The organism is Halomonas sp. GT (genome assembly GCF_002082565.1).
GTDB lineage: Bacteria > Pseudomonadota > Gammaproteobacteria > Pseudomonadales > Halomonadaceae > Vreelandella.
On the sequence record NZ_CP020562.1, the window covers coordinates 3,551,397 to 3,575,213 of the forward strand.

Consider the following 23,817-nt stretch of genomic DNA (forward strand, 5'->3'; position numbering starts at 1 on the left):
GTCGTACATTATGTCTTCGTTGGAGGACGACAAATGCTCTCTTAGTCCTTATGAATCTTGATCTGGTAAAGCACGCAATAAATCACCGGCAGTACGATCAGGGTGAGCAGCGTGGCGACACCGAGACCACCAATCAACGCGACCGCCATGCTGGCGAAGAATGCATCACTAATCAGCGGGATAAGCCCCAGCATGGTGGTTAGCGCAGCCATTGAAACGGGTCGCACACGGCTAATGGCGGCGCGCACCACTGCGTGATAGCGGTCTTTGTGTAACGGCAGTTGCACATTGATCTCTTCTACCAGAACAATGGCATTCTTGATCACCATCCCGATCAAACTCAGCGTGCCCAGCAACGCCATGAACGAGAAGGGCATCCCCGTTAACAGAAGCGCAGCGACTACCCCGACAATAGTCAGCGGCACCAAAAACCAGATCGCCAACGGCTGACGGAAGTTATTAAACAGCACCACCGTGATAATGAACATCATCACCAACCCAAGTGGCAGCGACGCAAATAAGCCGCTCTGGGCTTCACCGGCGGTCTCAAATTCACCGCCCCACTCAAGCCGATAACCGGGTGGCAATTCAAGCGCTTCTACTTGGGATCGAACTTGAGCCAATACGCTAGCCGCCGTCACACCACTGAGCGGGTCTGGTTCACCATACACCGCCAGCATGCGCTCTCGGTCGCGGCGCATGATTAGTGGATCGGCTACCTGGGTCGTCACATCGCGCATCACTTGATCCGCAGTGATGTAACGCCCCTGTTCGGCGCTCCATACGTTTAGCGACCCTATGTTGTCGATATCGTTGCGCTGCTCAGGTATCGCTCTGGCAACGATCGGGATCAGGTCGCTGCCGTCACGGTAGATGCCCACCTGGCTACCACTGGTACTCAGCGCCAGTGTGGCCGCCAGATTCTCACGTGTGACGCCCAGGCGTCGTGCCGTGTCTTCTGCAAAAATAGGCACTACGGCCTGAACACGGTTACGCCAGTTGGTACGTACACTGGCCATATTGGACGTATCACTAAACAGCGCCGCAACCTGATCACCTAGCTGGCGTAATACGGCGGGGTCGCTGCCGTAAAGCCTTGCTTCGATCTTAGCTTTCGGGGCAGGGCCGACTTCCAACGGGGCAATTTTATAGTCGATATCGCTATGATCGCGTTGTAGTACTGCTTCGATATCTGCCATGCGCGCTTGCTGCGTCGCTTTGTTATCGGTTTCGACAATTAGCTGTGAATAGCTGGCAAAGCGATCTTCCGGCGCATAGGTCAGGGTAAAGCGCTGAGCACCACCACCAACAACGGTGGTGAGGTGGCGGACGCCTTCCATGTCCATGACCACCTCTTCCAACTCAGCCACCCGCCGCTGGGTTTCCAGAATATCGGTGCCTTCTGGCGTGCGGTAATCGACAAAGAAGATGGGCGTATTGGAGGCCGGGAAAAAGGCATTTTTGACCGAGCCAAAGCCAACAACTGCGCCTGCCAGAATGGCTATCACCAGACCAAGTGTTAGCCAACGCAGCCGGATACCCGCCACAATCACGCGGCTAAATACGCGGTACACCACGCCGTTATACGGGTCTTCGTCTCCGCTACTGGGGGCTACATTGCGAAACAGCAGTTTGAAATAGAAAGGCGTGAGCGTCAGCGCTGTCAGCCAACTTAGCAGCAATGAATACAGCAATACATAGAACAGCGAGCCGATAAATTCACCGGTGGTATCCGGCGACAACCCAATTGGAGCAAAGGCGGCAACCGCAATCAACGTTGCTGCCAGCAGCGGCCAGGCATTTTGTTTAACCACCTGATGCGCCGACTCACGAATACTTTGGCCACGCTTTAGGCCAACCAGCATGCCTTCAGTGACCACAATGGCGTTATCGACCAACATGCCCAACGCTATTATCAGTGCCCCCAGCGAGATCTTTTCCAACTGCAAGCCGTGGATGCGCATCAGCATAAAGGTGCCAATAATGGTAATCAGCAGAATAAAGCCCATCAGCAGGCCGCTGCGCCAGCCCATAAACAGCATTAGCACCACTATCACAATGGCAACCGCCTGAATCAGGCTGATTAGGAAACCAGATACAGCATCGTCCACCACACTCGGCTGGTCATAGACCACGTTGAGTTCCATCCCCAACGGTGTGCGTGCTTCTAGTTCGTCTAGCCGCTGCTCAAGGCGCTCTCCTACTTCGACCACGTTAACGCCGCTTTCAAATGAGATGCCCAGGGAAATAGCTGGCCGCCCCATATCGCGGTAAAGCTGCTGTGGTTGCTCTGTTAAGCCACGGGAAACCTCCGCGATATCGCTCAGCCTTACCAGCTCGCCGTTACCTTCACTAACGATTAACGCGCGTAAATCATCAATATTGGCGGAACTACCCGAAGGCGTTACTCGGAAGCGCTGGCCTGCCTGCTTTAAGTGACCCGAATCCACTACCGCATTTTGAGTATCAAGCAATTGCTGAAGTGAACTTAGCGGGATGTTCAGCGCACGTAGCCGCTCTCGGTCAACTTCAATGAAAATGCGCTCCTCTCTTACCCCAGCCAGCGACACCTTTTCAACACCATCGACCAAAGCAAGCTCACGCTTAAGAAACTCGGCATGGCCTTTTAAGTCCGGCATGGCGTAGCCGTCACCAGTCAGGTTAATCATCAAGCCGAACACATCGCCAAAATCATCGTTAACCCGTGACTGACTAGCACCGGGCGGCAAGGCGGCCTGAGCATCGCCCACTTTACGGCGTAGTGAATCCCATAGCTGCTGAAGCTCATCGTTTTGCACCGTGCTTTGCAGCTCGACGGTGATTTGAGAAAACCCATCAGAACTCACTGAGCTGATGCGTTTAATCGAAGGCATTTCTTGAATGGCTTCTTCTAGCGTCGAAGTGACTTCCTGCTCTACCTCTTCTGGCGTAGCACCAGGATACTGGGTGGTGACCAGTGCATTACGAATGGTGAATTCAGGAAACTCAAGCTGCCCCATGCCGGTGAAAGCAAGCGCCCCACCCACTAGCAACACCACGGTCATTAAGTAACTCGCGGCTCGGTGGCGTAAGAAGTAATCAACCATCTTATAGCCCCTGTTCCTTTTCCCACGGAGTTACACGCATATCGGCGCTGACACGATGGGCTCCCGCTGCCACCACACGATCATTCGCGGCTAGTTCGCCACTCACTTCTAACCCCTTCGAGGTTAAACGCCCCACCTCGACCGGTATCGCTTCTAGACGGTCAGGTGCTTGAAAGCGCCACACTACCGCCTGCTCTGAGTTCTCACCGAGGTAGCCAATCGCGTCGGGCGGCAAATGCCAGACAAGACGTTCGGACGCTGGTAACAGTTGGCCTAAATCAAGCCGCACGGTGGCACTCATACCATCGAGCAGCGTGATATCGTCGGGCTGCGGCAACCGAAGTGTTACCTCATAGGCAAGGCTTTGGGCGCTGGCCTGAGTGGTATAAGACGCTAGTTGGGCAAGGTAAGGTTTTTCGCTATTGCCAAACCGGACTTCAAAGGCCATCGCCGTTTCAAATGGTGTCACCTCATCATTGCGCGGTATTTGCTGAACGATTTGCTGCGGTAAATGAAAGACCACATCAAGCTGCCCTGGCTGCTGAATCACCGCCACGGTCTCCTGCACCTGAATAATCTGACGGTTGTCTACCGGCACCTGGGCAATCACGCCATCGTAAGGGGCGCGCAGCTGGGTATTTCCCAGCTGCTCTTCGGCCTGTTCAAAGGTCGCCCGAGCGGCACGCAACTCGGCCTCCGACTCATCAAACCGCGCCTGGCTGATCGCACCGCGCTCCAGGGTGTAGCGCATTCGTTCGTGAGTTGCCCGTGCCAGCTCTAACCGCGAACGGGCGCTATCCAATTCACTCCGCATATTACGATCATCTATACGCGCGATTAGGGTGCCTTCCGTTACCCGCTGGCCTGGGCTCACGTTAATCTCTAAAAGCTCACCCGCCATGCGAAACGATAGATTGCTTCGTGTGGTGGCCTCAACGCGCGCAGGAAATTGTCGTTGCAGCGCGGCACCAGACGTTTCTAATGTCATCAGCTTCACCGGCCGAAGAGGGGGCTCATTCTGGCGTTCGGCATAAGCGTCACCTGTTGCCAGCAGCAGGACCAGCAGCGCTGGAAGCAATCGAATCACAGTGTTACGCACAGCAGACTCCTCGGCGGTGTTATCAATACGCAGTCATAAAAACTTCACTGACATTCATGAATGTCAGTGAAAGTGTATACTAATCGCCTACTGGCGACTTTGCCATTCAGTAATGCCAATATAAGCGCACTTATTTGTTAGGAGCTGCTATGTCACGCCGCAAAGCTGAGGCTGAACGTACCCGCGAGACCATTCTTGACGCTGCAGAAATCCAGTTTCTCGCTCAAGGCGTGTCGCGCACCACATTGGCCCATATTGCGACAGCGGCTGGCGTGACACGCGGTGCGATTTACTGGCATTTTGAGGATAAAGCGGCAGTATTCGATGCCCTACTAGAGCGTGTTCGCGTGCCGCTTGATGAAATTGTCGATGATGCAGTGGTTCGTTTAAGCGACTCCCCCACCCAGTGCTTGCAAGAAATTGCCCACAGCGCGCTCAGCGCTATTTGCTATAACCTGCCCTTGCAACGCGCCGCGACCATCGTGCTACACCGCTGCGAAAAGCTAGAAGACGACCATCCTCGTATCAGTATGATTACTCAGCTGTCAGAGCACTCAAAAGCACGGGTCGAGCAGCTATTCGAGCAGGCTAAGCTAAGCGGCCAATTACGCCAGGGCCTTAGCCCTGCGAGTGCTCGGCTTCAGTTTCATAGCTTTTTAATCGGCATTTGTTTTGACTGGCTTCAAGACCCGCAGCAATTTTCATTAGCAGACGAGTACAAGAGCATGATCGAAACATTAATGCGAGGATTGCTAGTGGAGAGCGCACTCTAAACGCTTTGAGAGGATAAGCTTGGCATGCAGGTTGCTTCCATCACTAGAAAATTTCCATTCACTTGATGAGAGAGAGCTTACCTATGCACATGCAGATCATTAATGCCCGTCTACGCCAGCGCCCTGAGCTTTACCGGCTTGAGGTTGAGAACGGTACGTTCACAGCGATCACCGCTCAAGACGCGCCACAAACGGCAGGGGATGGGCAAATTGATGCAGGCGGCAAGCTGCTTTGCGCACCGTTCATTGAACCGCATATCCACTTGGACGCCGCGTTAACGGCGGGCGAGCCAAGCTGGAATCAAAGCGGCACGCTGTTTGAAGGCATCGAGCGTTGGGGTGAGCGTAAGCCCATGCTCACCGAAGCGGATATTCGCGAACGCGCGCTTAACACCCTGAACCTGTTGATAGGCAACGGCGTTCAGTTTGTGCGTACACACGCTGACACCAGCGACCCCAGCCTAATCGGCATTAAAACCCTATGCGCCTTGCGCGATGAACTGAAAGATAAAATCGATATACAAGTGGTCGCTTTTCCGCAGGATGGTCTTCTCTCCTACCCCGGCGGCGACCGCCTGATGGAAGAGGCGCTGGAGATCGGCGCGGACGTTGTCGGCGGCATTCCCCACTTTGAATACACCCGAGAGCTAGGTGTCGCTTCCATGAAGCGAGTGATAGAGCTGGCGATCAAGTATGACCGCTTGGTGGATGTGCACTGCGATGAGATAGATGACCCTAACTCGCGCTTTCTTGAAGTGCTGGCCTGCGAAGCATTGTTTAACGACTTAGGTAACCGCGTGACCGCTAGCCACACTACGGCAATGCACTCCTACGATAACGCTTACTGCTCCAAGTTGTTTCTGCTGCTCAAGCGATCGGGCATCAACGTTGTCTCCTGCCCCACTGAAAGCATTCACCTGCAGGGGCGCTTTGATACTTACCCAAAACGTCGCGGTGTTACCCGAGTGAAGGAGTTAAACGCAGCGGGCATTAATGTCTGCTTTGCCGAGGACTCCATCTTCGACCCCTGGTATTCCTTAGGTAATGGCAAGCTACTACGAACGCTCGATTTTGGCCTGCATATCTGCCATATGATGGGCTATCAGGATTTCAGCCAGGCGCTGTCGCTTATCACTGACAACAGCGCTCGCACACTCAATATTGAAGCGCGTTACGGTATCGAGGTCGGCAAACCCGCTAGTTTCAACCTGCTAGAAGGTGAAGATGACTACAGCGTGCTGCGCACCCAGGGCGAGGTGCTACTTTCTGTTCGCCACGGCGAGATCATCATGCAGCGCGAACCCGCTAAGATCACCACGCCCCCGTGGCTTGGTATTTAGAAAAAGCGTAATATAGCCGGGCTGATAGTCAGCAAAGTTCTCAGGGCGGGGTGAAAGTCCCCACCGGCGGTGATGATGACTGAATAAATTTTTGTCATCTAAGCCCGCGAGCGCTCAAGGTGATTTTTTTATTTCTTGAGGTCAGCAGATTCGGTGAAAAGCCGAAGCCGACGGTGATAGTCCGGATGAAAGAGAACGGCACCTTAGACACGCAACTTAAAAAGTGGCTTCAGCCACCTTTTGCGGTTGCCTGACGACCGGTTCCGCATGCCCTGATTCTGGTACAACTTATCCAAGAGAATGACCATGAATCAGACATTCCCGCTAACGCTTTCAACCCACACCACGGCTCAGCGTATCGCGTTTATTCAAGGCCACTGGCATCAAGATATTGTCGAGAAGGCCTATGAAGCATTTATCACTGAAGTACAACGCTGCGGTCTTAACGCCGAACAAGTGGACACCTTCACCGTATCAGGTGCTTACGAAATCCCTCTCCAGGCAAAGGTACTCGCCGAAAGTGGCCGCTACGGCGCCATTGTCGGGGCAGGCTTTGTGGTAGACGGCGGCATTTATCGCCACGACTTTGTCGCCAATGCGGTCATTGATGGCTTAATGCGCGTGCAGTTAGATACGCAAGTACCGATTATCTCGGTCGTCTTAACACCACACCACTTCCATGAGCACAGCACTCACCACGACTTCTACACCCAGCACTTTGTAACCAAAGGGAAAGAGGCCGCCCAAGCGTGTCTGAATACGATGGAAAATCTGCACCGAGCGCGCAAACTAAGCAACGCTTAAGCCTATGTTGCAGCTGCAATTAAACCTATATTGCAATTAGGTCTCTGTCGTTTGAGCCCGGCTGAACGCCGGGCTCGGCACGCTTCGTCGATATATGAGTGCTAATACTTCAGAAGATGACTGCTCATTAGTCATCATTTCCGTTATTTGATATCCAGCAAATAACCGTAAAACGCCGTGTTGCGCTGCCAGCCTAATGATTCATATAGCTGTTGGGCACGCTCGTTCTCTACCTGAGTCATGAGTATCAAGCGCGCGACACCATGCTCACGAGCCAGCTGGGTGGCGGCTTCCATCAACGCCCTACCCGTCCCCTTATCGCGACACTCCGGCAACACAAAAAGATCATTTAGCGTCCAACGGGCATTCAAGCCCACCGTGGAAACTCCAGGATAAAGTTGCACGAAACCAGTGAGGTTACCGTCACTGGTTTCACTAACTAAGATACGAGAGTCCGCCTGCCCAAAGCGCTGACGCAAGAAATCACGCGCAGCACCGATATCACTCGGCTGACTATAGAACTGCCGATAGCCGTCTAATAGCTCGGTTAAAGCATCAAGATCATGAATGGTCGCTGCGCGAATCTTGGTCATAGTGCTACCTCCTGAACGTATTACGTAGTGGACTGGCTACTTCCCATCACGGATCTTTCCATCACGGATCTTTCCATAACGGATCTATCAAACATTCAGTAAACAACGTATCGCCAATGGAATACAGTAGAAGTACTACGAAATGAGATACTGCTATGCCTGACTTTATTGCCCCAGATAATCTTCCACGCTGCCAGTGGTGTGGCGGTGCCGCCGAATTTCTGCCCTACCATGACAACGAGTGGGGGTTTCCAGTGGTTGACGACCAGCGGTTATTCGAAAAGCTCTGCCTGGAAAGTTTTCAGTCAGGCTTGAGCTGGCGCACCATTCTCAACAAACGCGAGAACTTTCGCGCTGCCTTCCATCACTTTGACTTCCATCACGTTGCCCGCTTTGGCGAAGAGGATGTGCAGCGCTTGCTGCAGGACGCAGGCATTATTCGCCATCGCGGAAAAATCGAAGCGGTGATTAATAATGCGCAGCGGGCACTGGAAATGGTCGCGCAGGAAGGTTCGCTAGCTGCGTTCTTCTGGCGCTATGAACCTACCGAATTAGCACTACCACAAACTCAAACCACCTCGCCTGAATCTATAGCACTTGCTAAAGAGTTGAAAAAGCGCGGCTGGAAATTCGTTGGCCCAACCACTGCGTTTGCGTTTATGCAGGCAATGGGGCTACTCAATGATCACTCGCTGACGTGCATCACTCGAGAGCAAGTCGAACAGGCTAGGCAGCAATTTCAACGACCAATGTCGCAATAGAGGTACAAGACACTATACTTTTTGCACAAACGCGCCATGCCCAGATGGTCGGTCTACGTATTCGGTGATTGGCTTCTTGTAGTAGGGTATGGTTTTTACACGCTCATCTATACACCGAACAGCAAGGGGACATCACGTTCCCAATGGGGTCAACGTGGTCCAAACGCTCTCTTCGCACACAGAATCCCGCGCTTCGATATATAAGGCTTGGAGCGTGCACATATTTACTGCCAGCGGCGTACTGCTCGGCACGATGGCGCTGCTCTCGCTGATCGACAACAATCCAGTCGCCTGCTTACTATGGCTTGGCGCAGCGATGATGGTCGATGGTTTCGATGGCACTCTGGCACGCAAGTATGAAGTAAAAACCATCCTGCCCCACTTCGATGGCTCGACGCTTGATATGGTCATCGATTATCTAACCTGGGCATTTATTCCCGCTCTGTTTATTTACTTCTTTATCGAGTTACCGCCCAATTTCGAATTGCTGTCAGTGTTTATCATTCTGCTGTCATCGATGTTCTGTTTCTGCAACACTAATATGAAAAGCCAGGATAATTACTTTGTTGGCTTTCCTGCTGCCTGGAACATTACTGCAGCCTATTTTTATATTCTCGATTTACCGCCCTTCATCACCTTTGCGTCTATCGTTTTTCTAGCCATTCTTACCGTGACTAAGATGAAGTTCCTGCATCCATTTCGTGTTCGTCAGTTCATGCCTCTCAATATCGCCGTCACGCTATTATGGTGCGCCTGTACAACGTCACTGGTGCTCTCCAGCCCCGAACATGCCGCTTGGGCACTATGGGGATGGGGCATTGCATCCGTTTACTTCATCGGCATGTGCGTATGGCGTACCGCTCAAGAGGCGTTTTAACTTAGCGATAGCAAACAATGCTTACTTCAGCGCCACCTCATGCTGCTGTGCCTCCTCCACCATCTCGGTGGCAAGCTCTCCCACGGTGCGCACGGCATCTTCAATGGCCGGTGTTAGCGTAAAGGCGTAGTTCAGTCGTAAACACTGGCGAAACTTTCCCGAGGCTGAAAAAAGCGAGCCAGGAGCCACATGGATGGCTCGCTGAGCCAAGCGCTCATTAAGGCGAACACAATCCACCAAGGCGGGTAACTCCACCCATAGCAAAAAACTGCCTTGCGGATAGCTAATGCCCGCACCTTTTGGGAAATAGCGCTGCACCCAGTTGATCATGATGTCCCGTTGGCGCTGATATTGGCGGGTAACATGGCGAAGGTGACGCTCGTAGTGGCCTTTGGCAACAAACTCCGCCACCGCCAACTGCGGCAATGTGGCCGAGGCACCGGTAGAGACATACTTCATATGCAGCGCCTTATCCCGATAACACCCCGGCGCCAGCCAGCCCACCCGCAGCCCAGGCCCCACCGTTTTAGAAAAACCGCTGCACAACAACACCCGCCCATCGTCATCGAAAGACTTCACCGTCAACGGCCTTGGGTGGGTATAGGCGAGATCACCGTAGATATCGTCTTCAATGATGGCCACGTCGAAGCGTTGGGCGAGTTGAAACAGCGCCTTTTTGCGCGCCTCGCTCATGGTGTAGCCCAGCGGATTGTTATACGTCGGGGTGACCTGTATGGCACGGATCGGCCACTGCTCCAACGCCATTTCCAATGCTTCCAAACTGATACCGGTTTGTGGATCAGTAGGAATCTCCAACGCTTTTAGGCCATTGGCTTTTAAGATTTGCATGGTGCCGTAAAAGCTGGGTGAGTCCACAGCCACCACATCGCCAGGCTGAGTAAGGGTGCGCAGCGCTATCGACAATGCCTCCTGGCAGCCGGTGGTGATCATGATGTCATCCGGATGCAGCAGACAACCGGAGGCAATGGCCAAGCGCGCCACCTGCTGACGCAGCTCGGGACTACCACTCAGTTTGTCGTAGTTAAAGCCATTCAGATCGTTCTTACGATGCAGCCCCGCCAGTATTTTCGACAGCGGCTTAAGCGTTTCGTAAGCCAGATTTGGCACACCGCGCCCAAGCAACAGCCGACTATCGTCACGCTGTGTAGCGACCAACTCTAATACTTGATCCCACTGGGAGACATCCAGTGGGCACTGCGCAGGACGAGAGACAGATGGCAGCACCGCAGGCACTCTGCTTGGAAGTACAAAGTAGCCCGATTTCGGCCGTGATTCGATCAGCGACACATCCATCAGTTGCCGATAAGCTTCCTGAGCCGTCGAGATACTGACATCAAACTCCTGGCATACCGCTCGAATAGAAGGCAGGCGATCACCCACGCGATAAATACCGTGCTCAACTCGTTCCCGCAAAATACAAGCGACCTCTTCGTAGCGCGTCATAACGCCAGCCCTCGATCTTTGAAACGCTTTTAAAATCGCTCTTCGAAGCATTCTTGAAGACGCGCTTGAAGACGTTTTAAAAACAATACAGATTCCCTGCCCAGCAAGCATACAGAGGTATAACACAGGCCATCTGTATCTTAAAAATAGAAAAGCCTATATCTGTATTGCAACAGCACGCCTGCGTAATCTGGTGGAGCACATCGCCATCAAGGAGAACCGCTATGCCACGCTTCAGTCTCGCCCAGTTTCGCTGCCAGTTACGCCACTATCATCAGCGCCGTCGTAGCCGCCGCCAGTTACTAACCCTCGATGACCGACTGCTAGAAGATATTGGAATCACTCGCACCCAGGCGCAAAAAGAAGGATGTAAACCATTTTGGCAGCACTCATCATTCAAAAGGGGGCCATATGAAAGCCGCTGAGTATTACCTGTTGGATGTGTTTACCGATAAGCCTTTTTCGGGCAATCAGTTGGCAGTTTTTTTAGATGCCGGTGAGCTTGAAACCAGCACTATGCAAGCAATTGCCAATGAACTTAACCTAGCGGAAACAGTATTTTTAGGCGCGGCGACGAAGGTGAATCACTACCCTATGCGGATATTCACACCGACGGCTGAGTTGCCGTTTGCCGGCCACCCCACGGTAGGTACCGCGCATCTACTAGCGGAGTTAAACCTCGTCAACCGCGAGCAAGGCATGGTGCTACAGCCACCTGTCGGCGAGTTAGCGGTTGATTATGAAAAAGAGGGAGCAACGTTTAAGACCGCCCAGCCCGTCATGGTCTCGGGCAGCACGATTGATCGCCTCACTGCCGTTGAGCTTCTGGGGCTGGATATTCACCAAGTCATTGGCGATCCCATCATTGCCTCTTTCGGGCTGCCCTTTCACCTTATTGAACTAGCTGACCTAGCAGCCCTTGAGCACATACAGATCGCCGGTGCAGTATGGGCGGATGCCGTTACGCGCAGCGGCACTGAGCAGATATACCTTTATGTGATGGAACAACGAGACAACGAAGAGACAATTGTACGGAGCCGCATGTTCTCCATGCACGCCAGTATTTGCGAAGACCCCGCCACTGGCAGCGCCGCAGCAGCTTTAACCGGCTATTTAGCGTCACTCAAGCCAGAGCCCCTGCACTGCAAGATTCACCAAGGTGTTGAAATGGGGCGACCCAGCGTTATCCACACCGCCGCCAATGGTGAGATTAAGTCTGGCTATGTCAATGTGGGCGGCAAGGCAGTCATCGTGGGTAGGGGTGAATTTAATCACCTGGGTCGATGATGAGGTGATTTATTCTTCACCGCAGCTTTGGGCGAATGGGCAATTATCGCGGTAACAATAACCGCAAAAAAGAGCCGTGCCCGCAAGATGCCTGCTATATCCGCCCCGAGCATTAAGATCAGCAGCGTATCGTCTATTACGCTGTAAAAGCAGTGCTATCAAGTAACGGGGGAGTTTGATTTTGTGTTGATCGTGGCTGTCACTGATTTAGATGAGTGCTGCTCACGCCGTCAATCCAATCCCCCGCAAGATGACCGAGGTTACCGACTGCACGGCTTTTTCGAATTGCAGATCGTCTAAGGGTTTATCGTCGTTAAGCAGATAAATTTGGTAGTCGAAGTCAGCGTAGTGCTGGGTCGATGCCCAAATCATATAAAGCAGATAAGAGGGTTCAACGGGGTTAATTTGGCCGGACTCGACCCATTCGCGAATTTTCGACTCTTTCAATTTGGCCCATTCGTATAAGTTATCGCGCAGGCGCTCTTTTAGAATGGGTGCGCCCTGCATCACTTCCGCCGCCCAGATTTTCGAGCCGTGAGCACGGTAGCGGGAATGGGTCATTTTGGCGCGAATGTAGGTAGAAAGCACCACTCGCGGGTCGTCGTAAAGCTCAAAGCACAGCGCGTCCTGTTTCCAGATTTCCAGCAGCGCTAGCAGCACTTCCTGGTAAAGCGCCTTTTTAGTGGAAAAATAGTAGTGCACGTTGGATTTTGGCAGATCAGCCAGCTGGGCAATTTCCCCCATCGACGCTCCGGCATAGCCTTTTTCAGCAAACAATTGCTCAGCCGCCAGAAGAATCTTTTTTACGTTGGTTTGCCGAATTTCGTCCTGTGTTCTCGCCACGCTGCTCGTCCCTTTACGACTAAGATACGCACACAAAAAATGCACCACCGCTAAGCAGTGGTGCAGAGAAGATGGCGTAGTTAGCCTACGGCGTCAACGTTGGTTAGTGGGAAACGAAAACTCGGCACGTGTGGCTTCGCTCACCGAAGGCCAGCGCTGGGAAACCGCTTTTCGGCGGGTATAGAAGCGCACAGAGTCGGGGCCGTAGGCATGAAGGTCGCCAAATAACGAGCGCTTCCAGCCGCCAAAGCTGTGGTAGGCCACCGGCACAGGAAGCGGCACGTTAACACCCACCATGCCCACTTCAATGCCATCGGTGAAGCGTCGAGCAGCCTCGCCATCGCGAGTAAACAGGCAGGTGCCATTGCCGTATTCATGGTCGTTAATCAATTGCATAGCGTCATCTAGGCTGCCGACCCGTACCACGCACAGCACTGGCCCGAAAATCTCTTCCTGGTAAATGCGCATCTCAGCAGTGACGTTATCGAACAGGCAACCGCCGACGAAATAGCCGTCTTCATGACCCGCGATTTTCAGCTCACGGCCATCGGCCACTAGCGACGCGCCTGCCTTTACGCCGTCTTCGATATAGCCCAATACCTTGTCACGGTGCTCTGCCGTCACCAGCGGGCCCATATCCAAGCCTTTATCGGTTCCCGGCCCCACCTTGAGCTCAGCAATTTTAGGCAGCAGCGTTTCAACTAGACGATCTGCCGTCTCGTCACCCACGCACACCGCCACCGAAATCGCCATGCAGCGCTCACCACAACTTCCGTAAGCCGCCCCCATCAGTGTATTGGCGGCGTTTTCCAAATCGGCGTCTGGAAGCACCACGGCATGGTTCTTCGCCCCACCCAAAGCCTGCACGCGTTTACCAGCGGCCGAACCACGAGAATAGATAGTTTCTGCTACCGGCGTTGAGCCAACAAATGAAATAGCTTTAACAGCCTTAGCATCCAGCAGCGTTTCCACCGCTTCGCGACTACCGTGCACCACATTCATCACGCCTTTTGGCAACCCTGCTTCTTGCAACAGCTCGGCTACCGCCATCGCCGCCGAAGGATCTTTTTCCGAAGGCTTGAGAATAAAGGTGTTGCCGCAAGCAATCGCCATCGGATACATCCACAGCGGCACCATGGCAGGAAAGTTAAACGGCGTAATGCCCACCACTACGCCCAAGGGCTGGAAATTCGACCATGCATCAATGCCCGGCCCGACGTTGTGGGAATACTCACCTTTTAGTAGCTCTGGTACACCGCAGGCATACTCGACATTTTCGATTCCGCGCTTCAGTTCACCCATCGCATCTTCAGGGGTTTTACCGTGCTCTTCACTGACCAGTTGCACCAAGCGGTCGGCGTGTTCCTCAAGCAATTGCTTGAAGCGGTACATCACTTGGGCGCGCTTAGCTGGTGGCGTATCTCGCCAAGCGGGAAACGCAGCTTGGGCGGCGGCAATAGCCCGCTCTACGTCGGCGGCGCTGGCGTCCGCCACTTGGCGAATCACTTTACCCGTTGAGGGATTGGTCACGTCCAGCGTGCGCTGGCTGTCGATTAATTCACCGTTAATTAGATGGGAAACAACACTCATATTTAAACTCTCTGAAATTTAGGTCAGTCGGTTATGCCAACGAATCCAGGGTGGTGGCAACGGCATCAAACAGCCGCTCTAACTCAGCGTCTGTGGAGCCAAACGGAGGGCCGAACTGCAGCGTGTCGCCGCCATAGCGCACGTAAAACCCAGCTTCCCACAAGGCTAAATGGGCATCCCTAGGGCGAATGGTGGGGTCGCCATCTCGGGGCGCCAATTGAAGTGCACCCGCTAAGCCATAGTTACGAATATCAACAATGTGATTGCGGCCTTTTAGAGCGTGCAGCTTTTGCTCAAAAGCGGGCGCGATAGCACTTACCTGAGCGGGGAAGTTGTCACGCTCCATCATTTCGAGTGCCGCTAAGCCAGCCGCACAAGCGACAGGGTGGGCGCTGTAGGTGTAACCGTGAGGAAACTCAATAGCGTGTTGGGCGCCGCCAGCGTGCATAAAAGTGTCGAAAATTTCACTGGAAGCAATCACCGCGCCCATAGGAATAGCGCCGTTGGTGATCTGCTTGGCAACGTTCATGATATCCGGCGTAACACCAAACGCTTCTGCGCCGGTGGTTGCGCCACTGCGACCAAAAGCAGTGATTACCTCATCGAATATCAGCAAAATATCGTGGGCGGTACAGATTTCGCGCAGCCGATCCAGATAGCCTTTGGGCGGCACAATCACCCCAGCAGAGCCAGACATCGGCTCAACGATCACCGCCGCAATGGTGGATGCATCGTGCAGGGCGATTTGATCAAGCAGCGCATCAGCAAGTTCAGCGCCGGTTTCGGCTTGACCACGGGTGAAGGTGTGACCTGCCTGCAGCGTGTGCGGCAGATGCGTTACGTCCATCAATTGGCCGTAGTGTTTACGATTGCCACCGATACCACCCAGGCTGGTGCCACCAATGTTCACCCCGTGATAGCCCTTGGCACGGCCAATCATGCGTGTCTTCTCGGGCTTACCTTTTAGCCGCCAGTAGGCCTTGGCCATTTTGACAGAGGTATCAGCGGCTTCTGAACCAGAGTTAGTGAAAAACACATGATCCAAGCCAGCAGGTGTAAGGCTCGCCACTTTTTCCGCCAACTTAAACGCCAGCGGATGACCAATTTGAAAGCCTGGCGCAAAGTCGAGGGTACCCAACTGCGCCGCCACCGCTTTCTGGATCTCTTCACGATTGTGGCCCGCGCCGCAGGTCCATAAGCCAGAGAGTGAATCAAACAGCTTACGGCCCTGGTCATCGATGTAATAGCGCCCTTCCGCGCCAGTAATCATGCGCGGGTTGGCACGGAAATCACGGTTAGCGCTAAACGGCATCCAAAAGTGCTGATTAAGCACGCTGGGAGAAGCGTTTTCTTCGTCAATAAACGCCTGAGGGGTCGTGTTGTTTTGTAGGCCAAACATGGTGTCCAGCTCCATCGCTATGAGACATAGCCTCAGCATGCGCCACTGAACATGTTTATAAAATTACGCTTTTCTTGTGTTCACGTTAGAGAATTTATACGTAACAAGCAGACGTTTATCTCTACGCTGGCAGATAACAAATTAATAAAAACGGTCAGCCGCCAGCTTTATATGTGCTAACTCATAAAGGAATGCTCATGAACTCGCTTGTAGAACCGAATACTGTGCTAGCCACTTTACGCACCGACAGTGACCGTCTTTGGCAATCGTTGATGGAAATGGCAACGCTGGGCGCGACGGCTAAGGGCGGCGTTAATCGTCAGGCGCTGACGGACCTTGACCGACAGGGACGTGATCTATTTATCCAGTGGTGTCGTGCAGAAGGCTGCACCATCCGCATTGATAATATCGGTAATATTTTTGCCCGCCGGGAAGGCAGCGATCCAACAGCCAAAACCGTCATGGCGGGCAGCCACTTGGATAGCCAGCCAACTGGTGGCAAATACGACGGCTGTTTTGGGGTGCTTTCCGGTCTAGAAGTGATCCGAACGCTTAATGAACACAACATCACTACAAAATCGCCCATTGAAGTCGTTGCGTGGACTAACGAAGAGGGTTGTCGCTTCCCTCCCTGCATGATGGGTTCTGGGGTGTTTACTGGCGTGCTTGAATTTGACGCCATGATGGCGCGCACCGACGCTGATGGCGTCACAGTGAGTGATGCACTGGATGCCATTCACTATCGTGGTAGCGATGAGGTCTCGCCAAGTGAGATTAAAGCTTACTTTGAACCGCACATCGAACAGGGGCCGATTTTAGAAGATACCGACACCACCATCGGCGTGGTTATCGGTGGGCTTGGTCAAAAGTGGTTTGATTTAACCCTAACCGGGCTTGAAGCCCACGCGGGTCCCACGCCAATGAACCTGCGTCGCGACGCCATGATGGGCGCGGCAGAAGTCACCCAAGCACTTAACAAAATTGCCTTGGATCATCAGCCCCACGGGCGCGGTACTGTCGGCTGTATGACGCTTCATCCTGGTTCGCGTAACGTTATTCCCGGCCAAGTCAAAATGACCCTGGATATGCGCCACTGGGAGCCAGAAGCTCTAATCTCGATGAGCCAATCCTTAGCGAAGGCGGTCGAAGAAATTTGCCAACGTCATGGGCTGGAATATGAATTAACGCCCACCGCAGATTTTGCCCCTGAGCACTTTAATAAAGCCTGTGTTGATGCAGTGCGCGAAGGGGCCGAGCAACTCAACCTATCGCACATGGATATCATTAGCGGTGCTGGTCACGATGCCATGTTCGTCGGTCGTGTCGCCCCCGCTGCAATGATCTTTGTTCCCTGCAAGGACGGCATTAGCCACAACGAGATTGAAAGCGCCACTCCAGAGCATGTGCACGCTGGCTGTAACGTGCTGCTGCACGCAATGCTCAATGCCGCTGAGTTTTCCTAAATGGCTCTGCGCTACCGCACGGGGTTAAACGTGCGGTAGCCCTCTCTTTATAGCACGACGTCGTACCCTTCAAATTTAGGCGGACCAAGGTAGATACCTTCCGGTGCTTTGGCGTTAGCATGAGCCTTGCGGAACGCTTCTGACTTGGTCCAGGCGCGGAAGGCTTCTTCCGATTCCCATACACTGTGGGAGATAAACACGGTGTGATCTTCCTGACTTTCACCCTGCAGCATTTGGAATTGTTGAAAGCCCGGCACTTCATCCAAATGAGAATCGCGGTTGCGCCACACCTCTAAAAAATCCTCTTCGCGGCCCGGGGCAATCCGAAAACGGTTCATGGCGATATACATGCACTCTCTCCTATTGAGTTTGTCTAACACGCTAGCGTAGCGGCCTGCCGCTTACGACGTCTATCCCTTGATGGTAACGTCATGGTTTTATGACGAATAAGCGGTATGAAAAATAAGTTCTATGGCAAATAAGCTCTATGGGAAATAGGCGTTATGCCGAGCAAACCCCAACCATCAGGATACGGCATGGCTAAGGCACCCATCCAGGTCGTTTGGTTCAAACGCGATATGCGCATTCATGATCATGCGCCGCTTTCCAGTGCATCGGCGGCTGGCCCTGTGCTGCCTGTTTTTGCGATTGAACCTGGCCAGTGGCAAACGCCTGATAGCGCCCTGCGCCACTGGCAGTTTGCCGCTGACGCTCTAATCGACCTTTCCAACGCACTGGAGGCCATTGGCCTACCGCTATGTATTTGGCAAGGTGATATTGTCGATTTGCTGAACGCCCTAAAAGCTCACTACGGCCACATTGCCCTTCACTCTCATCAGGAAACGGGCAACGCCTGGAGCTTTGAGCGGGATAAACAGGTGCATGCTTGGTGCCAAACCAACGGTGTAGCTTGGCGGGAAGCCCGCCAGCACGGTGTAGTACGAGGACTTAGCAGCCGCTCTGGGCACCAAACCCGTTGGGAGAGCCACTGGGAAACGCTGATGTCTGCCCCGACCTGCCACGCGCCGCAAAGCGCCCAAGCAGCCCCAGGCTGGGAAGCCTTTCACCACCTTAACGTTGAGCAGCTACCTACCTTGACGCTGGGATTTGATACCACACCTTGCCCCCAGCGCCAGCGGGGCGGGCGCAACGAAGGCCGCGCACTGTGGCGTAGTTTTGTGCAAGCACGCGGGCGGCGTTATCGCGGCTCGCTGTCTAAGCCGCTGTTAGCGTGGGAGTTTGGCTCACGGATTTCACCGCATTTGGCCTGGGGCACGCTTTCCATGCGCGAAGTTGTCCAGTCGTTACGCCGTCAGCGGCAGAAGCATGCCGACGATACCGCCTGGGCCCGCTCACTACGCGCCTTCACCTCGCGACTTTACTGGCACTGCCACTTTATTCAAAAGTTAGAAAGTGAGCCAAACATCGAGCATCAAACGCTGCACCCGGCGCTGCGCGGCCTGCGGGAGCGCGATCCCAGCCACCCCAACCTCATTGCCTGGAAGAACGGCCAAACCGGCGTGCCGCTAGTCGATGCCTGTATGCGTAGTCTTATCGCTACCGGCTGGCTTAACTTTCGCATGCGCGCCATGCTGATCTCCCACGCCACCTTCGGCCTGGGGCTGCACTGGCATGAACCCGCGCTGCACTTGGCACGTCTGTTTACCGACTTCGAACCGGGCATTCACTACCCCCAGGTGCAGATGCAAGCAGGCGCCACAGGCACTAACGCGCTGCGGGTATATAACCCGATCAAGCAAGCGGAAGATAACGACCCCACAGGCGAGTTCGTCGCCCGCTGGGTGCCAGAACTAGCGCCCCTGCCCTTGGAATGGCGCGCTAAGCCCTGGGCACTACCCGAAAGCCTACGCCAGCGGTTCGGCTTTCAACCGGGCGTCGACTACCCCATCCCCAACGATTTTGAAGCCGAAGCGCGGTACTGGAAAAAGATGCTATACGAACTAAGACGCACGCCAGAGGCCAGGGAATCCAGCCAAGCCATTGTGGATAAGCTCGCCAGTCAGCGGCGGCCTCCTGCTAAGCGCGCTAAAAAAACAAAACCCGCCAATCGCCAACAGCTTTCACTGTTTGGCGATGACGGGCTGGGTGATGCCTAGAAGGACGGCTTAACTAAGTGCTTCCAGAGACTCCTCGATAATGCTCAAGCCCTCTTCCAATACTGCAGAAGAGACGGTTAACGGCACCAGAATGCGGATGCTGTTGCCGTAGAAACCACAGGAGAGCAGGATCAGGCCTTTCTCTCGGGCTTTGGCACAAAGGGCGCCGGTGAGCGCTGTATCAGGCTTACCTTCACTGTTGAGCAGTTCAAAGGCAGCCATAGCGCCTAGCTGGCGGCCGTGGGCAACGGCAGGGAAACGCGCTTCCCACACCGCAAAACGCTCGGCCAGCATTTTGCCCATCTGTTCGCTGCGCGCCAGGATATTTTCTTCTTCGATTACCTCAATCACCGCTAACGCCGCTGCGCAAGAGAGCGGGTTACCGCTGTAAGTGCCGCCCAGGGAGTTGGGGCCAGAGGCGTCCATCACTTTGGCACTACCCACAACCGCCGATAGCGGCATGCCGTTCGCCAGGCTCTTGGCGGTGGTGAGGATGTCCGCTTCAATACCGCTATGTTCGAGTGCAAACAGCTTGCCGGTACGGGCAAAGCCAGACTGCACTTCGTCGGCGATCAGCAGAATACCGTGCTCGTCACACAGCGCACGTAGCGCTTTCAGGTAATCCGGTGAGGCGATGTAGAAACCGCCTTCGCCCTGTACCGGCTCAATCACGATGGCCGCCGTACGATGCGGGGCAATATCGGTTTTGAACAGCGTGCGAATAGCGTCTAGCGATGCTTCTTCGCTGATGCCGTGCAGCGGGTTGGGGAACGGCGCGCGGAACACATCACCCGGCATGGGGCCGAAGTCGTTCTTATAGGGCAGTACCTTGCCGGTCATGGCCAGCGTCATCATGGTACGGCCGTGGAAAGCACCATCGAACGTGATAATGCCTGTACGACCAGTCGCCGCGCGGGCGATCTTCACGGCGTTTTCCAGCGCTTCCGCACCGGTATTAACCAGCATTGCTTTACGCTCGGGGCCACGCACCGGCGTCAGTTCACAAAGTTTTTGGCACAGCTGCACGTAAGGGGCGTAGGAGATCACCGCCGCGCTGGTGTGCATGACTTTTTTAAGCTGCGCTTCAACGGCGGCAACGATTTTCGGGTGGCGGTGGCCCAGGTTCAGCACGCCAATACCGCCCGCGAAGTCGATCCAGCGGTTGCCGTCGGCATCCCATAACTCGGCGTTTTCAGCGCGCTCGGCAAACTGGGTTGTCGGCGTGGCGGCACCGTTGGCCACGTAGCGATTTTTCAGTTCGTTCAATTCTTGGTTATTCATCATCGTTTTCCTTATAGACCGCCAACGCAGACGTATTTCAGTTCAGTAAACTCATCTAACCCGTGGTGGGAACCTTCACGCCCCAACCCAGACTCTTTCACGCCGCCAAACGGCGCCAGCTCGGTAGAAATCAACCCTTCATTGACACCAACCATGCCGTATTCCAACTGCTCCATGGTGTGCCAGATACGGCGGTAGCCCGTGGCGTAGAAGTAGGCCGCCAAGCCAAACGGGGTATCGTTGGCCATGGCAATCGCTTCTTCATCACGATGGAAACGGAACACTGGCGCGACGGGGCCGAAGGTTTCTTCATCGGCCACCGCCATCTGGGTGGTTACGTCAGCAAGCACCGTGGGGGTAAAGAAGCGCTCGCCTGCGGCGTGGGGCTTACCACCACAGAGCAGTCGCGCGCCATGATTTACCGCGTCGTCTACGTGGCGCTGCACTTTTTCTACCGCCGCTTGGTTAATCAGCGGGCCGATGGTGCTGCCTTCTGTTAAACCATCGCCGACCTTCAGCGCGCTAACACGCTCGGTCAGTTTGCTGACGAACGCGTCGTAAACACCGTCCTGTACCAGGAAGCGGTTGGTACACACGCAGGTTTGCCCGGCGTTACGGAATTTTGAGGCAATCGCCCCTTCTACAGCAGCGTCCACATCAGCGTCATCAAAGACGATAAACGGCGCGTTGCCGCCCAGTTCCATGGCGGTTTTCTTCACCGTGCTCGCGCACTGGGCGAGCAGGTGTTTACCCACTGGGGTCGAGCCAGTAAACGAGACTTTACGCACTCGAGCGTCGGTGGTGAGCACTTCACCCACCGCTGCCGGTTTTGAGGCGGTAATCACGTTAATGGTGCCGGCTGGCAGGCCTGCTTCAAGCGCCAAGTAAGCTGTCGCCAACGCGGTTAACGGCGTAGCTTCGGCGGGCTTAATCACCACGGTGCAGCCCGCGGCCAAGGCCGGGGCGCACTTGCGGGTAATCATCGCCAGCGGGAAGTTCCACGGGGTAATCGCTGCCACCACGCCGACCGGCTCGCGCAGCACCATTAAGCGCTTGTCCGCGCCGTGGCTAGGCAGGGTTTCCCCGGCCATACGCTTGGCTTCTTCAGCGAAAAACTCAATAAATGAGGCGCCGTAAGTCACTTCACCTTTGGCTTCCGCCAGCGGCTTGCCCTGCTCTAAGGTCATCAAGCGGGCGAGGTCGTCGGCGTGTTCATTGATCAGATCAAACCAGCGGCGCAGCAATGCCGAGCGCTGTTTCACTGGCGTTGCTCGCCAAGCTGGCCCGGCGGCATACGCCGCGGCCACTGCGTCGCGGGCGTCATCAGCGCCTAAGTCGGCAACCCGGGCAATCGTTTCGCCGGTTGCGGGGTTATCGACGGCAAAGGTCTGCTGGCCCTTGCGCCACTCGCCACCCACCAGGGTGGGTACTGCATCGTGTAACCACTTTTCGATAAAGCTCATCGCGTGCTCCTTAAAACGGTTTGAACGGCTTACAGGTCAGCCATCATGTGTTGATCGCTGTAGGCGCGGCCGTAGGTGCGCAGCGCATGGATATAGAGAGCGACGCCAAGCAATGACCAACCTGCAAAAATTGACCACTCAGCACCACTCAGTGCCGCTGGGCTTCCCGGCAGATAAAGGCACGCCATCCCGAACGAAAGTATAATCGCGAGCGTGCCGCACAATTTGCCGTTACGAATACGGAACGGACGCGGCATCTCCGGCTCACGAACGCGCAACACCACAAAGGAGATCGCAACAAACAGATAAGCAATCACGATACCTAGACCACCGGCATTAACGATCCATACCAGTGCCGGACGGCCGAAGAATGGCGCTATACTCGACAGGAAACCCATCAGGAAAATTGCGTTAGTGGGGGTTTTGTAGCGCGGGTGTAGCTTAGCGAACGGTGCTGGCAACATGCCTGCTTTAGCCAAGGCATAAATAGCGCGAGAGCCACCAATGTAGAAGGCGTTCCAGCTGGTGATAATGCCCGCGATACCGGCCAGTACCATTAAATTGCTGGCCCAAGGCGCATTAAACAAGCTGCCCATCGCATCAGGCACACTGAGCGTGCTAGCAGCCAGTTCAGTGTTGTTTAGCGCGAGGCTAGTGGCCAGAATAATCAGCGCATACCACACTACTGCCAGAATGACGGACATCATCAGCACTTTGCCGATAGCCTTGTAAGGCAAGTTGATCTCTTCGGCGGCTTGGGGAATAACATCGAAACCTACGAATAGGAACGGCACCATCACTAACACGGCAACAATACCGGCGACAACACCCGTGTCCGCTTGGGTAAACAGCGGCATCATGTTGATGGTTTCACCTTCAAACAGCGCGCCGGTGATAAATAGAACGCCTACTAGCAGAATTAAGCTAGTCACCACCTTTTGCAGCAAAGCGGCGGTGGTAACACCAAAGTAATTGATAATCATCATAGCGAGAGAGCCGCCCACACCAACGGCTACCCAGGTGGCCTTAACTTCCCACCCGGCGATGGTCCATAAGTGGCCTACCGCATAATTTGGTGCTAGGTGCTCAATCACTGTAGGCAGTGCTACCGCTTCAAAAGCGACGACACTCAAGTAGCCTAAAATAATCGCCCAGGTACACAGAAATGAGGGCAAATGGCCTAAGGCGCGATAGCTGTAAACATGCTCGCCGCCTACCTTAGGCATCGCCGACGCCAGCTCCGCATAGGTAAGACCGACGAGAACAATCGCTAAACCACCAATGATAAACGCTAAAATAGCACCGATGCTGCCAGCTGATTGAATGGCGGTACCGGTGAGTACAATCCAGCCCCAACCAATCATTGCACCAAAGGCAAGGGCTAGTACGTCGCCACGGGCTAGTACCCGGACGAGCTTATCCTGTTCAGAAGAGGGTGTGGTCATAGCACAGAGTCCTGCAAGTTATTGGATGTTGTCATTAACGCTCTGAGGAGCAGTATCCTGATCCCGGCTAACGGAATGGCGACACGCTAGCAGGCGACGTTAAGAATACGAATGCACCACTTTTATGTTCGA

Annotated in this window: 20 protein-coding genes, 1 pseudogene and 1 riboswitch; of the genes and pseudogenes, 10 read left to right on the top strand and 11 right to left on the bottom strand. The window is 54.3% G+C overall.

Going from position 1 to position 23,817, the window contains the following annotated elements:
• Positions 1-41: 41 nt before the first annotated feature.
• Together B6A39_RS16145 and B6A39_RS16150 are read right to left on the bottom strand one after the other, a co-directional pair.
• On the bottom strand, positions 42-3,086 hold the full coding sequence (locus B6A39_RS16145; RefSeq protein WP_083007261.1) for an efflux RND transporter permease subunit: 3,045 nt from the start codon (positions 3,084-3,086) through the stop codon (positions 42-44).
• Position 3,087: 1 nt separating this feature from the next.
• The gene (locus B6A39_RS16150) at positions 3,088-4,185 is read right to left on the bottom strand and encodes an efflux RND transporter periplasmic adaptor subunit (protein ID WP_083007263.1); all 1,098 of its coding nucleotides are present in this window, start codon (positions 4,183-4,185) and stop codon (positions 3,088-3,090) included.
• 149 nt (positions 4,186-4,334) lie between these two features.
• Here B6A39_RS16150 and B6A39_RS16155 point away from each other — a divergent pair, with 149 nt between their 5' ends.
• From B6A39_RS16155 to B6A39_RS16165, 3 genes are all read left to right on the top strand, one after another.
• Complete coding sequence (locus tag B6A39_RS16155) at positions 4,335-4,958, top strand: TetR family transcriptional regulator (RefSeq protein ID WP_083007264.1); 624 nt, start codon at positions 4,335-4,337, stop codon at positions 4,956-4,958.
• Between the two features lie 83 nt (positions 4,959-5,041).
• Positions 5,042-6,298: a cytosine deaminase gene (codA, locus tag B6A39_RS16160; RefSeq protein ID WP_083007266.1), complete on the top strand. Its 1,257-nt coding sequence runs from the start codon at positions 5,042-5,044 to the stop codon at positions 6,296-6,298.
• 32 nt (positions 6,299-6,330) lie between these two features.
• A riboswitch (FMN riboswitch) is annotated at positions 6,331-6,499 on the top strand.
• 105 nt (positions 6,500-6,604) lie between these two features.
• Positions 6,605-7,102, top strand: a complete 498-nt coding sequence (locus tag B6A39_RS16165) for a 6,7-dimethyl-8-ribityllumazine synthase (protein ID WP_083007268.1) — start codon at positions 6,605-6,607, stop codon at positions 7,100-7,102.
• Between the two features lie 143 nt (positions 7,103-7,245).
• On the opposite strand, the gene B6A39_RS16170 is transcribed toward B6A39_RS16165, so the two are convergent.
• Positions 7,246-7,695 carry a GNAT family N-acetyltransferase gene (locus B6A39_RS16170; protein WP_083007269.1) on the bottom strand — a complete coding sequence of 150 codons (450 nt, stop codon included), beginning with the start codon at positions 7,693-7,695 and terminating at the stop codon, positions 7,246-7,248.
• Positions 7,696-7,850: 155 nt separating this feature from the next.
• Between B6A39_RS16170 and B6A39_RS16175 the strand changes: the two genes are divergently transcribed.
• Complete coding sequence (locus B6A39_RS16175; protein ID WP_083007271.1) at positions 7,851-8,456, top strand: DNA-3-methyladenine glycosylase I; 606 nt, start codon at positions 7,851-7,853, stop codon at positions 8,454-8,456.
• A gap of 196 nt (positions 8,457-8,652) precedes the next feature.
• Positions 8,653-9,333, top strand: coding sequence for a phosphatidylcholine synthase (gene pcsA / locus B6A39_RS16180; protein ID WP_442906325.1), 681 nt, complete (start codon positions 8,653-8,655; stop codon positions 9,331-9,333).
• Positions 9,334-9,354: 21 nt separating this feature from the next.
• On the opposite strand, the gene B6A39_RS16185 is transcribed toward pcsA, so the two are convergent.
• Entirely contained in the window at positions 9,355-10,797 is a 1,443-nt protein-coding gene (locus tag B6A39_RS16185) for an aminotransferase-like domain-containing protein (RefSeq protein WP_083007274.1), read from the bottom strand.
• Positions 10,798-11,021: 224 nt separating this feature from the next.
• On the opposite strand from B6A39_RS16185, the gene B6A39_RS16190 reads away from it, so the two are divergent.
• The 3 genes and pseudogenes from B6A39_RS16190 to B6A39_RS19180 all read left to right on the top strand — a co-directional run.
• Positions 11,022-11,222 carry a DUF1127 domain-containing protein gene (locus tag B6A39_RS16190; RefSeq protein WP_083007276.1) on the top strand — a complete coding sequence of 67 codons (201 nt, stop codon included), beginning with the start codon at positions 11,022-11,024 and terminating at the stop codon, positions 11,220-11,222.
• A complete protein-coding gene (locus B6A39_RS16195; RefSeq protein WP_083007278.1) occupies positions 11,209-12,084 on the top strand; it encodes a PhzF family phenazine biosynthesis protein in 876 nt (291 codons plus the stop codon). The genes B6A39_RS16190 and B6A39_RS16195 overlap by 14 nt, the downstream gene beginning before the upstream one ends.
• A 156-nt stretch (positions 12,085-12,240) precedes the next feature.
• Positions 12,241-12,294: pseudogene (locus tag B6A39_RS19180) on the top strand (hypothetical protein); the annotation flags it as partial.
• Positions 12,295-12,306: 12 nt separating this feature from the next.
• Here the strand turns inward: B6A39_RS19180 and B6A39_RS16200 are convergent.
• The 3 genes from B6A39_RS16200 to B6A39_RS16210 all read right to left on the bottom strand — a co-directional run bounded on the left by B6A39_RS16200 (position 12,307) and on the right by B6A39_RS16210 (position 15,916).
• Positions 12,307-12,927, bottom strand: coding sequence for a TetR/AcrR family transcriptional regulator (locus B6A39_RS16200; RefSeq protein WP_009722901.1), 621 nt, complete (start codon positions 12,925-12,927; stop codon positions 12,307-12,309).
• A gap of 93 nt (positions 12,928-13,020) precedes the next feature.
• The gene (locus B6A39_RS16205) at positions 13,021-14,517 is read right to left on the bottom strand and encodes a CoA-acylating methylmalonate-semialdehyde dehydrogenase (RefSeq protein WP_083007280.1); all 1,497 of its coding nucleotides are present in this window, start codon (positions 14,515-14,517) and stop codon (positions 13,021-13,023) included.
• Positions 14,518-14,548: 31 nt separating this feature from the next.
• Positions 14,549-15,916: an aspartate aminotransferase family protein gene (locus B6A39_RS16210; protein ID WP_009722903.1), complete on the bottom strand. Its 1,368-nt coding sequence runs from the start codon at positions 15,914-15,916 to the stop codon at positions 14,549-14,551.
• Positions 15,917-16,113: 197 nt separating this feature from the next.
• On the opposite strand from B6A39_RS16210, the gene B6A39_RS16215 reads away from it, so the two are divergent.
• Positions 16,114-17,379 carry a Zn-dependent hydrolase gene (locus B6A39_RS16215; protein ID WP_083007281.1) on the top strand — a complete coding sequence of 422 codons (1,266 nt, stop codon included), beginning with the start codon at positions 16,114-16,116 and terminating at the stop codon, positions 17,377-17,379.
• 47 nt (positions 17,380-17,426) lie between these two features.
• Here B6A39_RS16215 and B6A39_RS16220 read toward each other — a convergent pair whose 3' ends face one another.
• Positions 17,427-17,729 (bottom strand): antibiotic biosynthesis monooxygenase family protein, encoded by a 303-nt coding sequence (locus B6A39_RS16220; RefSeq protein ID WP_083007283.1) that lies wholly within the window; start codon positions 17,727-17,729, stop codon positions 17,427-17,429.
• A 186-nt stretch (positions 17,730-17,915) separates the two neighbouring features.
• Here B6A39_RS16220 and B6A39_RS16225 point away from each other — a divergent pair, with 186 nt between their 5' ends.
• A complete protein-coding gene (locus B6A39_RS16225) occupies positions 17,916-19,496 on the top strand; it encodes a cryptochrome/deoxyribodipyrimidine photo-lyase family protein (protein WP_083007285.1) in 1,581 nt (526 codons plus the stop codon).
• Between the two features lie 9 nt (positions 19,497-19,505).
• On the opposite strand, the gene gabT is transcribed toward B6A39_RS16225, so the two are convergent.
• From gabT to B6A39_RS16240, 3 genes are read right to left on the bottom strand one after another with little or no spacing between them, the layout of a single operon-like run.
• Complete coding sequence (gabT, locus tag B6A39_RS16230) at positions 19,506-20,777, bottom strand: 4-aminobutyrate--2-oxoglutarate transaminase (protein ID WP_083007286.1); 1,272 nt, start codon at positions 20,775-20,777, stop codon at positions 19,506-19,508.
• Between the two features lie 11 nt (positions 20,778-20,788).
• Entirely contained in the window at positions 20,789-22,240 is a 1,452-nt protein-coding gene (locus B6A39_RS16235) for an NAD-dependent succinate-semialdehyde dehydrogenase (protein WP_083007288.1), read from the bottom strand.
• Between the two features lie 29 nt (positions 22,241-22,269).
• Complete coding sequence (locus tag B6A39_RS16240; RefSeq protein ID WP_083007290.1) at positions 22,270-23,685, bottom strand: APC family permease; 1,416 nt, start codon at positions 23,683-23,685, stop codon at positions 22,270-22,272.
• Between the last annotated feature and the right edge of the window lie 132 nt (positions 23,686-23,817).